The sequence below is a fragment of the Pseudomonas putida genome, assembly GCF_026625125.1.
In the GTDB taxonomy this organism is placed as follows: Bacteria; Pseudomonadota; Gammaproteobacteria; order Pseudomonadales; family Pseudomonadaceae; genus Aquipseudomonas; species Aquipseudomonas putida_X.
Genome location: NZ_CP113097.1, coordinates 3,441,454 through 3,453,358 on the forward strand (window position 1 = coordinate 3,441,454; position 11,905 = coordinate 3,453,358).

Here is an 11,905-nt window from a genome sequence, read left to right on the forward strand (position 1 = left end):
TGCCAGTTGCCTGCGTGCACCTGGCTTGCAGCGCATCGCCTCGCAACAGCTGAAGGTATCGGACATGGCAAATTTTCATCTGGCTTACCTGCCGTTGGTCACCTATCCGGATGTGCTCCCCGATGACGCTGTGGCAGCCGGTGTACACCTGGCCGTCGCGCTGGGGTATGACCTGCATGTCATGACCTTTGCGGTAAGGATCCCCTACCTTTCGCCGTCCATTGGCAGCACCCTGCTGAATATCCCCGACATGATTCAAACCACCGAAAGCAACAGTCGAACGCAGTGCAAAGCGCTGCAGGCCATGGTGGGCGGCCTGGAACACGGCCAGAGCAGTGTGGAATTCTCCACCAGAGAGGTAGTGCCGGGCCTGACGGGTACCGCAGCGGCGGAGGCGTCAAGGTATTTCGACCTGACCTTCCTGCCGTGGGCAGTCGACAAACCCGTCATCCAAGAGCTGGCAGAGTCGGTGATTTTTGGCGCTGGCAGGCCATGCGTCCTCGTTCCCCCTTTGCCCAGCAAGCCCATCAGGCACATGGCGTTGGCCTGGGACGGCAGCCGCGTCGCGGCGCGAGCACTCGCTGACGCGTCACACCTGATGACTGCCGACATGCTCATCACGGTCCTGACCGTGCAGGGCGAAAAGCCACTCGAGCACGCCGACATCGCGCAGGACATGGCCCATGCCTTACAGCACCGAGGCCTGAACGCTCGGCCGCTGAGCGTGAAGCTGGCCGGGCGACCGATCGCTGAGTGCCTGCAGCAAGAAGCCCTCACCGTCGGGGCCGATCTGCTGGTCATGGGCGGGTTCGGTCATTCGCGCTTGAAAGCATTCGTCCTGGGCGGCGCTACCCGCGGGGTTCTGCAAGCCCTTCGAATGCCCATACTGCTGTCGCACTGAACCCCGGCGATCAGTGCCTTCATCACAACATGCGATACAGGGAAAATCGTGTAGCCCAGAAAGTGATGCTTTGCCTTGGCTGACAGATCATTGCAGCCAAGGCGGCGGCGGTTCTTCGCCCTTGACCGGCCCATGCTCGGCTTCGGTCCGTGCAGCTCGGCGGCGGGCATCGTCCAAGCGGGCAGCGTCGATTTCGCGCATCACGCCCCCCACGTCCGCGACATGCTCATCGTCCTCGAATTCGCCTGTCAACGGGCTGTCCGCACGCAGTTCACCGGCCTCGTACAGCGCCCACATTTCCTGGGCAAAGCGGGTGTCTTTCAATTCCGGGGCAAAGCGCCCGAAATAGTGAGCCATGTTCGCCACGTCACGCTGCAGCATGCTGAATGCATGGTTGTTGCCGGCTGCATCCACCGCCTGTGGCAGGTCGATGATCACCGGGCCGTCCGGGCCCAGCAGCACATTGAATTCGGAGAGGTCGCCATGCACCAGGCCGGCACACAGCATCAGCACGATCTGGCGAATGACGAAGGCGTGGTACTCACGCGCCTCCTCAGCCTCCAGGTGCACGTCGTTCAGGCGCGGGGCCACATCGCCATCGGCGTCGGTCACCAGCTCCATCAGCAGTACGCCATCCTGGAAATCATAGGGTTTGGGCACCCGCACTCCGGCATTGGCCAGGCGGAACAGCGCCGCCACTTCAGCGTTCTGCCAGGCGTCCTCGGCTTCCTTGCGGCCGTACTTGCTGCCCTTGGCCATCGCCCGGGCCTGGCGGCTGTTGCGTACCTTGCGGCCTTCCTGGTATTCGGCGGCCTGGCGGAAACTGCGCTTGTTGGCCTCTTTGTAGACCTTGGCGCACCGTACCTGGGCGCCGCAACGCACCACGTAGACGGCTGCTTCCTTGCCGCTCATCAAGGGTCGCAGTACTTCGTCGACCAGTCCGTCTTCAATCAGCGGTTCGATTCGTTTTGGCGTCTTCATCAGGCTTGTGTTCGGGGTCCTGTCTGGCCTTATGGCTTGGTTGGCGAACATCCTCTCACAGGCTGATGCGTCTTGCTCGTTTGTCTGCTCAGGCGGCGGCCCAGCGCTGCGGTATCCAGTGCCGAACCTCATGTGTAACCGGGGCCGCTTCGCGGCCCATCGCCGTCAAGCGCGGCGCCCACAGGTACACGACATGCCTGAAGGCTGCCTGGACTGCCCACAAGGGTCGGATGGGGTCCAAGGTCTTGGGGGCAGTCCATTTTGTGTGAGCCGGCTTGCCGGCGATGAGGCCGGTACTGACTCATCAGGGCGTGAGGCGGACGCTCGTGGTAAATGGCTAGCGGCCAATGAAGGCCATCAATCGAAGGTGGTCTGCGAGCACGCCGATAGGCTGAGGAACCTTCGGTAATGCAGGCCATAACAGATGCATGAATTCCACTGCCAGCCGCCCCTCCCGGAGTTCCACGAGAGATAAGCATCATGGACTTTGCAGCAATCGTGCTTCTTGGCATATGGCCCTACGCGATCGATTGCCGTGCAAAATCTTCGCTGAAAAGCCACGGAAAAACTTCGGAAAATAGGTAGATCATGTAGCCGAGCAACATGTGCGGCATATCGACAGGAATTGTGGACGTCCTTGTAATTCCTAATGCAGACCACGCAAAATAAACCAGCTCGCACTGATGCACCACGCCCGACCCTGGAAGTCGGATGTGTGCTGCCAGGGCGCCCTGATTGAGCTTCATCGCCACGGACGACAACTAAATCTACAAGGGAATGTATGCCGGCAAAAATTCTGTTGCTTTTAACCGTGTTATCGCTAGGCGGCTGCTTCAGCACGATTGGCCACATGAGTGGAGAACGTTGCGTATATCACGGTACCCGCGCATCCTGGGCCTGGGCAAATCACCCAAAAACGTTGAGCAGTTGGCCATTTCTAATCGATACGCCGTTTTCTTTTGCGTTGGACACGCTGTTGCTGCCCTATGACCTGACGGCCTTTTTACCCGACAGCCTGGGTGGCGACCGAAGCGAATGCGTAATCAAGGGCGGGTTGAACGTCATCATGTAACCCGCCCCTTTACCCACGAACACGGGTAAAGCCCGTGCCGTCGTCCGAGTTACCAGCTTCGCCGTGAACCAACACAGGAGTGACGATGAAAGAACACAACTACGCTGTAACCATCAATTGGATAGGCAACACAGGTGAGGGTACTGCCAGCTATATGGCTTACCAGAGAGACTTCACTGTCGAGGCGCCAGGGAAAGCGCCTATCCTTGGTTCAGCCGACCCTGCTTTTCGTGGTAAACCCGAATGCTGGAACCCTGAAGACATGTTGCTGGCCTCGATCTCGGCCTGCCACAAGCTCTGGTATCTTCATCTGTGCGCCGTCAACAATGTGTGCGTGCTGGAGTACGTCGATTACCCGGTGGGCCGGATGGTCGAAGGAGATGGCGAGCGCAAGGGCCATTTCGTGGAAGCAGAGCTAAGACCTCAAATCATCATTGGTAGCCAATCAGATAAAGATCTTGCAATGCGCTTGCATGACGATGCTCACCACGAGTGTTTCATTGCCAACTCGGTCAACTTCCCAATCAAATGCAGGCCTGTTATCAACTATCGAAGCTAACGAAAGACTGGGGCTACGGGGATGGTACAAATCTCTGCGTAGCCCCTCTGGAATCCACCATGAGTCACCTGCGATAGCTTCATCGATAACAGCGACTCTTGCGACTTGGCTTTCCTTTAGAAATGCCAACCTTGAAAAGCATTGATGTAAGGTAGGCGGTGGCAGCTTTTGATCAAATGATCATATCGCTGCGACCTACTCACACCTCTTCGCGAGACGGTGCCTTATAGAAGCTGGGAGCGAATCGCCGAGCTTCTGCCGAATCAGTGGAACGCGCTCAGAAATCGTCCCTCCTGATGGCTATCGACGCGCCGTGCAGTGCATTTCCGGAGCCTGATAGCCCCACACTACGGTGGCCTCGCCATGGTGCTCCCATAAACTCTCATTTTGCCCCTTGTAGCGCGCGCCGCTGGCGCTCTGTTCTATGTACATCAGCGAACTGCGGTCACCGAACTCGACGATAGCCGTGGGCGGCTCGGTGCGGAAGAAGAAGGCAACCACTTCCTTGGCCGGGTTGCCGTCACACTGGTAGGACACCGGACCGATGGCCTCGACCAGCCGATAGCGAGCCTGCAGTTCGGCGATGCGCAGGCGGTAGCTGTCGGCGATGCAAGTGGGCTGGTCCGCGCTTTTCCAGCAATCGTTGCGACCCTTGATCCAGCCCCGTTGCTCGGCCTTGAGCACCGGCGGATGTTCATTGCCGGCCTTCTGCTGTGCGGCTGTGTAGGCCTCGGCCATTTGCCGGTCCAGTGCCGAGAGCGACTCGCTCTGGCAGATCTGTTGTTCGATGCTGCCGGCCTCGACCTGAGTGCAGTTGAAGGCAGGTCCCGCAGCTTGGGCGTGCGACTGAGGCAAGATGAGCAGCAGGGGAAGAAGCCAGTGCTTCATGGGAGCCACCATTAGCGATTCAGAATACTGGGCTCAGTCTAGCGCTGTGCTCAGTTGCGTGGAGGATGCCCCAGTTTTTTTCGGCGGCTAATAGCTGCTAATGGCCATAGCTGCCCTCCATGAAGGGCAGCTATGGGCCGTTGGCAGTCATCCACCGCCACCGGCGGTAGCACGCTGCACATTCGACAGTGGTTGGGCGTCGCTGATGTCGCTGCCTGACTGTTCGAACGAGGAAAACCGACGATGTGCCGTTGGTCGCAAATCAACTCAACCCGCTGCCCATCTACGCCTGCCGCTGACTCGCTATTACTAGGGTGTGTCGCAGGATGCGCTGGCCGAATCACAGGTATTCATCGACTGAGCTTGCAATTGACCTCCTCGCCCATTGCCGTAAAATCCCGCGCCCGAAATTTAGCAGGCATGGCGAGAGGGAGCTTCAATGCAACGGGTGATGATCGTTGGTCAGCCAGGGTCTGGGAAAAGTACCCTCGCGCGCAAACTCGGTGAACGTACAGGCTTGCCGGTCGTGCATATCGACACGATTCATTGGCAGGCAGGGTGGGTCGAGCGGAGCCGGGACGAGAAGACGCGTCTTTGTCACGAGGTCGAGGCCCGTGAGAGCTGGATCTTCGAAGGCGGGCATTCGGCCACATGGAACAACCGAGTGGCCCGGGCTGACATGTTGATTTGGATTGATCGCTCGGCACCGCTTCGATTCTGGCGCGTGTTCCTCAGAGCGATGTGGAACCGCGGTCGCACCCGACCCGACTTGCCGGACAACTGTCCGGATTTACTGGCCAACCTGCCGGAGTTTTTCAGGTTCATGTGGCGGACGAAAACCTCGTCGCGGGAGGCGATGAAGCGATTGGTGCTAACGGCCCCGTCGAGCTGTCGCGTGGTCTGCCTGCGGAGTAATCGAGATACCGATGTTTTTCTCGCGAGTGTGGGCACACAGCCCGGTCAGGTTACCCCAGGTCATTAGATGCTAAATCGCGAGTGAGGCGCTGCTGCGTGAACGCCAAGAATTTTTGATGGATCGCTAATGAAAGCGTAAGGAAGACACCGAGTAGCTATATGCTCGTGTGAAACAGCGATCAGTCTGAAGCCGTGTCCCGAATGTCTGCTATGTATCGATAGCGGCCTGTCGTGAACGGCTATCGACCCATAGCGGCCAGCTGCGGAAGATAAACTTCCCAGGTTAATCAGGCGGCCCACAATCCAAAGCGCCGCGTAGGACCCCAATAACGTCATCAACAGAGGGGCCTTGTACCGATGGTGGCACAGGGCGTTCACAAAATTCCCGCCAGACAAACAGCATCAGTTCTGCACCATCCGTTTGCAGTAGCGCGCTGTCGATCGAGCCGAAGGTTTGCAGCAGCCTATACCTTTCGTCCAGCCAGAATAATGCTTCCACCCAGTCATACACTGGGATGAAGTGGAAGTGTATGGAGTAACCGGCATCATGCCCAAAGCGACCGATATACAGGCGTTTGGGTCGAAGATCAGCTTCAATGGCATGCTGGATTCGCGCCTGCAACACGCCCAGCTCCGCTTGCGCTTTGATCGGCAGCGCTGCCAGGGAACTGGTCATCTGCTTGGCACTGAGTATCAAATAGCCCGGCAACGCACTGTCCGTGCGGTGATTGAGAATCCAATACCTGGATTCATGGATGATGAAGCTAGACGGTACGTCCATTGGGCTGCCCTGAGTGGATCAGCTGCAGGGTAGCATTGCGACAGATCGATGTCCGATTATGGCGGTTTGCAGCCCTTCTAGAAGGGCTGCTAGGGGTCAAGATCTGCCGACCGTGACTGGCTGCTTTCGACCTAAAGCGACCCTTGATGGAAGGCAGCAAACGGTTGCAGGGCTTCCAGGCCGAGACCCGCAAGGTGCCGCACCTGCTCATCGGTATCCTGGGTTGCCAGGCGTAGCGCCTCGATAGCTCGAAGCGCGTCGTCGGGCAGCAGGCCACGGTTATTCAACCCACTCACGGCGTGACGACGAATGGCTACGTGGGGTGAAGCCAAACCGCGCAAGGCTTCGTTGACATCGGCGGTGGTGGTGTCGATCTGACCGTAGACGTCTTCAAGGGCCCCTTCAACAGCAGCCGCGAGCTCAGGACGCTGATCCAGCAGACGCTCAACAGGCGTGTAGTCCAGCACCGGTGGCTCCACGCCCCGCCAGCGGAAACCGTCAAAGTTGGCGCAGACTCCCGCCACAGCGACGTCGAACGCTTGCTGCATGAGCCAGTCGAAATCCTTGAGGTAACCCAAGGCCTTTGCGCACCAGTTGCGGGTCGGTTGTTCACAGGCCTCTGTAGCCTGCCGGCGCAGAGCCTGAATGACGGGCTCATCAGCCATGCCAGCCAGCCCGAGAATGCGCGCAGCAGCGGTAGGCTCTTTGTGCCCGTTGAGCTGTTCGATAAGCGCTGCCTGTGCCGGACGGCCGTTGGCAATCAGCCAGCGCTCTGCGCCCTCCCCCGAAACGCCATCCGAACAATGCAAACGGCTGACGTAGAACGCGGCCTGCTCGGCGAGCGGCAAGGCAGCGACTGCGCGCTGGGTGTTTTCAATGGCCAGTTCGACCGGGAAATTTTCCTCGAACTGCTCGCGGGTCATGCTGCGCTTGGCCAAGGCCATATAGCCAGCAAAGTCATGAAAGATCACCACGAAACCAGGCGTCACGCCAGGATGCTGAGCGAAATGGCGGCCCAGCGCCCTGGCGGCACGGCTAACGGTGACCAGCAAGCGTTGCTCAGCCGCTTGCCATTGGCGCGGGCCAAGCCGGTTGGCGTGGGCTTGCAGCTCATCATCAATCCGCGTGAACGACTCACCCGCGCAAATCTCCCAATCCCAGCGCCAGTCCACCGGGTTCCACTTCACCGAACTGAAGCTTTCATCTTCCTCGTCGGGGTAGTCTTCGCTGAGTGCTTGCAGGCTGTTTGCGGCAAAGCTGGGCAGCGACAAAACCGCTCCTTCTTCTCGGTAGCTGGCATGAAGGCTGCGGCGTACAAAGGGCTGCCGCCCTCATCGAGCAGCGTTTGCAATGCCTGCCTGGCGGCGTCGAACAGCGCCAGTTCCAGAGCTTTCCAATTCATCATTCAGGTCCTTGCCGACAAGTAGAGTTCAGCCGAGCAGATCGAGCATTCCCTCAAGAGTGCTTTCCAGACGGGCTAATTCAATGTGCGTGCCATCGCCATATTCAGCGGTACGCAGCGCACATTCAATGATCACCGTGAGCCCCCGAGGGGCTCGATGGCCGGGGTATTTGCGCAGCTTGAGTTCGACCCGGGTCGGGCTCAACCAGGTGCTGAGGTCTGCTGACCATAGAGGATCCTGAAAACCAAACACCACGTTTGCGTTTTGGGTATCGATGATTTGCGGCGGGAACACCCAGTGCGTGTTGCCTGCTTCCCACGGCGTCGCCTGGACTTGGTAGCGACCGTCTGGAGACGAGGACAGTGTTTCAATTTCACTCATGAGTGTGCGTTCGCAAAGGAGTGGCCATCGAAGGCGCCTACTTGGAACGGGTCGAAGATGTATTTGACATGGCAGGTAATCATGAAATCAGTCCTTGATTCGGGAGCCCATCATAGGGGGTAACGGCTTCCGGTCAAGACTGACTGCTTTCGGCCCAGGCTGTGTGAAAACGCCCGCAGTTGTCTAACCTTCTGACCGTCGTGATCGTGGCGGGGACAATCATGAAGCGGTTCATCGAAGGTGAAGCTCGGACGCAGGTCACATTGCTGCCAGAGTGCCTGGATGACTACATCACCAATGAAAACCCAGTGCGAGTGGTCGATGTCTTTGTTGATGAACTCGACCTGAGCGCGCTCGGTTTCGCAGGCGTCGATCCGGCAGCAACAGGTCGCCCGGCCTACCATCCAGCGGTCCTGCTGAAGATCTACATCTACGGCTACCTAAACCGCATTCAGTCCAGCCGCCGGCTCGAGCGTGAAGCTGAACGCAATGTCGAGTTGATGTGGCTTACGGGGCGTCTGGCTCCAGATTTCAAAACCATCGCCGACTTTCGCAAGGACAACGGTAAAGCCATTCGCAGTGTCTGCCGTCAGTTCGTGATCCTCTGTCGCAACCTCAACCTGTTCTCTGACTCAATCATTGCCATCGACGGCAGCAAGTTCAAAGCCGTGAACAATCGCGACCGTAACTTCACCCAGGCCAAGGTGAAGGCCCGTATGCAGCAAGTCGAGCAGAGCATTGAGCGCTATCTGACAGCGATGGATTCGGCGGACCGGGCAATGCCGGAGGTGGCTGTGGCCAAGGCCGAGCGACTGAAAGAGAAGATCGAAACGCTGAAACAGCAGATGCAGAAGCTCAAAGACATTGAAACGCAGCTACTTCAAACCCCAGACAAACAAATTTCTCTCACAGATCCCGATGCTCGCTCCATGTCAGTTGGTGGTCGGGGCAGTGGCACCGTTGGCTATAACGTGCAGACGGCCGTTGACGATCAGCACCATCTGATCGTTGCACATGAGGTGACGAATGTCGGTCATGATCGCGGCCAGTTGAGCAACATGGCGAAGCAAGCGCGTGACCAAATCGGTACTGAATCGCTGAATGTCGTTGCCGACCGGGGCTACTACACAGGCACGGAAATCGTTGCATGTGAGCAAGCTGGAATCTCGCCCTTCGTACCGAAACCACTGACCTCTAGCAGCAAAGCCGAAGGTCGATTTGGCAAGCAGGATTTCCTATACGTCTCGGCATCGGATGAGTATCGATGCCCTGCGGAGCAATTACTGACCAAGCGTTACTCAACTTGGGAAGACGGGATGCTGATGCATGTTTATTGGTTCTCGGGCTGCCAGTCCTGCGCGATGCACAAGCAATGTACGACGGGCAAAGAGCGCCGGTTGAAACGCTGGGAACATGAAGCGACCCTCGACTCGATGCAGGTTCAACTGGAGCACGATCCGGGGAAAATGAAGGTGCGCCGCCAAACCGTTGAGCATCCATTTGGAACGCTCAAGTACTGGATGGGGGCGACCCACTTCCTGACCAGGACCCTGCCAAGGGTCAGTACTGAAATGAGCCTCCATGTGCTCGCTTACAACCTCAAGCGAATGATGAGCATCTTGGGCATCAGGGGGCTGCTCGAAGCGCTCAAAAGGTGAAATGGCCTACTGAGCCGCCAGTTAGGGGCCCCAAAGTCTCCACGAAGGACTCATACCGGCCAGATGCACCCTTGCGAGGCCAACTGAGCTAATCCAGGCAATTTCCTGCCAGTTTTGCAAGCGCCCCTAGATAGCCACGACCTTCAACGCATTCCGCGAGTTTTCACACAGCCTGGGTCGCAAGCTTCCGGTCGTGGATGACCGCTACCGACCCATTGCGGTCGTTTGTGAAAGGGAACAAACGCCGGTTAGCGACCGTCCATCGTATCGAGTTCATCCTGTTCTCCCTTAACGCGGAGGACAACCCATGAAAACCGCTGCTACCTACACTCATCGCCTATGGAACAAGGGAAAGCTAGTCGGGCAGAAAGCCCCGCTCCGACTCAGAGATATCTGGGCCATCCGGGTAAGGCTCCAGATCGCGGAGAAATCTAGGGATCTGGCGTTGTTCAACTTGGCCATCGACAGCAAGCTGCGAGCCTGCGACTTAACTAAGCTTCGTGTACGGGACGTAGCCCATGGAGAGCATGTGCCGTCACGAGCGATCATGATGCAGCAGAAAATTCAACATCCGGTGCAATTTGAGATCACCGAGCAAACCCGTATGGCTTTGGAAACCTGGATGCATCAGGCTCACCTCCGTAGCGAGGACTGTCTGTTTCCGAGTCGGCTACACGGTTCAGATCATCTCTCCACCAGACAATACGCTCGAATAGTGAAAGCCTGGGTGACAGCCATTGGCCTTGACCCAGTCATGTACGGCACTCACACGCTGCGGCGAACGAAGGCCTCCTTGATCTATCGTAGAACAAAGAATCTAAGGGCAGTCCAACTCCTGCTTGGCCACACGAAGCTTGAAAGCACCGTCAGATATCTAGGCATTGAGGTCGACGATGCCTTGGAGATGGCAGAACAGACTGAGGCCTGACCATCCAAAGCGACGGTCGAGATCAGACCGTCGCTGCACTCTCAATACTTAGTCTGAGACTTGCAGGAGTGGAGATTGGATTACTGCGAACGCTTTAGCCTCCCCTTACATGGTCGGCCGAACTACAATTTGATTGGTCTTGGTGCAGTTACCAATGAACAATAATCAGCCCACTCCATCTCGAGCATGTTTGCAAGCTGGCCATGGGCAGCCAGCAGCGCACTGCTGAACTGTTCGACGCTTCGAGAGGCGCAAATGACCTCCAGCTCCCACTGAGCAATATGCAATTGGCGCGCTACCTGACTCATGCGTTCATCCCGGTGAGCTGAAGGGGTGAGGACGTCGTCCATAAGGCGCTCAAGCTTGTTCAGCCCATGGTTGTGCGCAACCATGGCGGCCAAGTGGCACGCGACATCTGGACAGTTTGGAGCACGGACGTCTTTCAGAAACTCGAACATGGCTGACGTGCCTCTTTGAACGAATGCTGTGAAGCGGATTTCCGTATGCGGTCCATTACCAAACCTGCCAGCTCGTCAGGACGAAACTTGGCGAGAAACTGGTCCGCGCCGACTTTTTTCACCATGCTCTCATTGAACGCGCCGGATAGGGAGGTGTGCAGCACGATGTGCAAGCTCGATAAATACGGGTCGGAGCGAACCTCGGCGGTAAGTGTGTAACCATCCATCTCCGGCATTTCGATGTCAGAGATCATCATCAACAGGTCCTCGGGCTGTTGGCTGCCGTCCTTGAGCATCTCTTTTAGCAGTGAAAGGGCTTGGCGGCCGTCATTGCAGGTCAATACCTGTACCCCCACTGCCTGCAGGCAGCGGCTGACCTGCCGTCGAGCCACCGAAGAATCATCGACGATCAGGACCCGAAACCGGCTCGCCTGCTGCCGAATGTCTTTATCAATGCTGCCATCGCTAAGGTACTCCGGTACAGGTGAAACCTCGTTGAGCACTTTCTCCACATCGATGATCTCGACTAGCTCACCATCCATATTTGTTACGGCAGTCAGGTAATTATGCTGGCCACTACCACGGGGGGGAGGATGAATGCCTTCCCAGTTCAGATTGACGATGTGTTCGACGGAGCTGACCAGAAAGCCCTGCGTGCGGCCGTTGTACTCGGTGATGATCACATAGGCATTCTCGCGGTCACGCAGCGCTAGCAGTCCAGTGGCCTGCGCAAGGTCAAGGATCGATATTGACTTGCCGCGGACATTCGCTACGCCGCATACCACGTGGTGGGAGCCAGGCAGGTGAGACATTGGCGGGCATTTAAGAATTTCTCGCACTTTGAACACATTGATACCGTAGAGCTGCTTGTCGTCAAAACGAAATAGCAACAGCTCCAGGCGGTTTTTACCAGCCAGTTGCGTCCGGCTGTCGACGGTTTCCAATAGACCAGCCATTTTTCACCTCGTGGATGCAGCTGG

Annotated in this window: 13 protein-coding genes; 6 read left to right on the plus strand and 7 right to left on the minus strand. The window is 57.5% G+C overall.

Going from position 1 to position 11,905, the window contains the following annotated elements; all coding sequences use genetic code 11:
- Nucleotides 1-25: 25 nt before the first annotated feature.
- Nucleotides 26-901, plus strand: a complete 876-nt coding sequence (locus OSW16_RS15765; protein WP_267816617.1) for a universal stress protein — start codon at nucleotides 26-28, stop codon at nucleotides 899-901.
- 87 nt (nucleotides 902-988) lie between these two features.
- Here the strand turns inward: OSW16_RS15765 and OSW16_RS15770 are convergent, their stop codons facing one another.
- Nucleotides 989-1,882, minus strand: a complete 894-nt coding sequence (locus tag OSW16_RS15770; protein ID WP_267816619.1) for a PA4780 family RIO1-like protein kinase — start codon at nucleotides 1,880-1,882, stop codon at nucleotides 989-991.
- A gap of 850 nt (nucleotides 1,883-2,732) precedes the next feature.
- Between OSW16_RS15770 and OSW16_RS15775 the strand changes: the two genes are divergently transcribed.
- Complete coding sequence (locus tag OSW16_RS15775; RefSeq protein ID WP_267816621.1) at nucleotides 2,733-2,954, plus strand: YceK/YidQ family lipoprotein; 222 nt, start codon at nucleotides 2,733-2,735, stop codon at nucleotides 2,952-2,954.
- A gap of 85 nt (nucleotides 2,955-3,039) precedes the next feature.
- Nucleotides 3,040-3,513, plus strand: a complete 474-nt coding sequence (locus tag OSW16_RS15780) for an OsmC family protein (protein WP_267816623.1) — start codon at nucleotides 3,040-3,042, stop codon at nucleotides 3,511-3,513.
- 300 nt (nucleotides 3,514-3,813) lie between these two features.
- Here OSW16_RS15780 and OSW16_RS15785 read toward each other — a convergent pair whose 3' ends face one another.
- On the minus strand, nucleotides 3,814-4,401 hold the full coding sequence (locus tag OSW16_RS15785) for an MliC family protein (RefSeq protein WP_267816625.1): 588 nt from the start codon (nucleotides 4,399-4,401) through the stop codon (nucleotides 3,814-3,816).
- A gap of 439 nt (nucleotides 4,402-4,840) precedes the next feature.
- On the opposite strand from OSW16_RS15785, the gene OSW16_RS15790 reads away from it, so the two are divergent.
- A complete protein-coding gene (locus tag OSW16_RS15790; protein ID WP_267816627.1) occupies nucleotides 4,841-5,383 on the plus strand; it encodes an AAA family ATPase in 543 nt (180 codons plus the stop codon).
- Between the two features lie 216 nt (nucleotides 5,384-5,599).
- Here OSW16_RS15790 and OSW16_RS15795 read toward each other — a convergent pair whose 3' ends face one another.
- From OSW16_RS15795 to OSW16_RS15805, 3 genes are all read right to left on the minus strand, one after another.
- A complete protein-coding gene (locus OSW16_RS15795) occupies nucleotides 5,600-6,097 on the minus strand; it encodes an HIT family protein (RefSeq protein WP_267816629.1) in 498 nt (165 codons plus the stop codon).
- A 131-nt stretch (nucleotides 6,098-6,228) separates the two neighbouring features.
- Nucleotides 6,229-7,368 (minus strand): hypothetical protein, encoded by a 1,140-nt coding sequence (locus OSW16_RS15800; RefSeq protein ID WP_267816632.1) that lies wholly within the window; start codon nucleotides 7,366-7,368, stop codon nucleotides 6,229-6,231.
- A 159-nt stretch (nucleotides 7,369-7,527) separates the two neighbouring features.
- Nucleotides 7,528-7,881 (minus strand): hypothetical protein, encoded by a 354-nt coding sequence (locus OSW16_RS15805; RefSeq protein WP_267816634.1) that lies wholly within the window; start codon nucleotides 7,879-7,881, stop codon nucleotides 7,528-7,530.
- Between the two features lie 221 nt (nucleotides 7,882-8,102).
- Here OSW16_RS15805 and OSW16_RS15810 point away from each other — a divergent pair, with 221 nt between their 5' ends.
- Complete coding sequence (locus OSW16_RS15810) at nucleotides 8,103-9,539, plus strand: IS1182 family transposase (protein WP_267816637.1); 1,437 nt, start codon at nucleotides 8,103-8,105, stop codon at nucleotides 9,537-9,539.
- Nucleotides 9,540-9,846: 307 nt separating this feature from the next.
- Entirely contained in the window at nucleotides 9,847-10,467 is a 621-nt protein-coding gene (locus OSW16_RS15815; RefSeq protein WP_267816639.1) for a tyrosine-type recombinase/integrase, read from the plus strand.
- A 122-nt stretch (nucleotides 10,468-10,589) separates the two neighbouring features.
- Here the strand turns inward: OSW16_RS15815 and OSW16_RS15820 are convergent, their stop codons facing one another.
- Together OSW16_RS15820 and OSW16_RS15825 are read right to left on the minus strand one after the other, a co-directional pair.
- The gene (locus OSW16_RS15820; protein WP_128610526.1) at nucleotides 10,590-10,925 is read right to left on the minus strand and encodes a hypothetical protein; all 336 of its coding nucleotides are present in this window, start codon (nucleotides 10,923-10,925) and stop codon (nucleotides 10,590-10,592) included.
- Nucleotides 10,910-11,881, minus strand: coding sequence for a chemotaxis protein CheV (locus tag OSW16_RS15825; RefSeq protein ID WP_267816643.1), 972 nt, complete (start codon nucleotides 11,879-11,881; stop codon nucleotides 10,910-10,912). Before OSW16_RS15825 ends, OSW16_RS15820 begins: the two co-directional genes overlap by 16 nt.
- Between the last annotated feature and the right edge of the window lie 24 nt (nucleotides 11,882-11,905).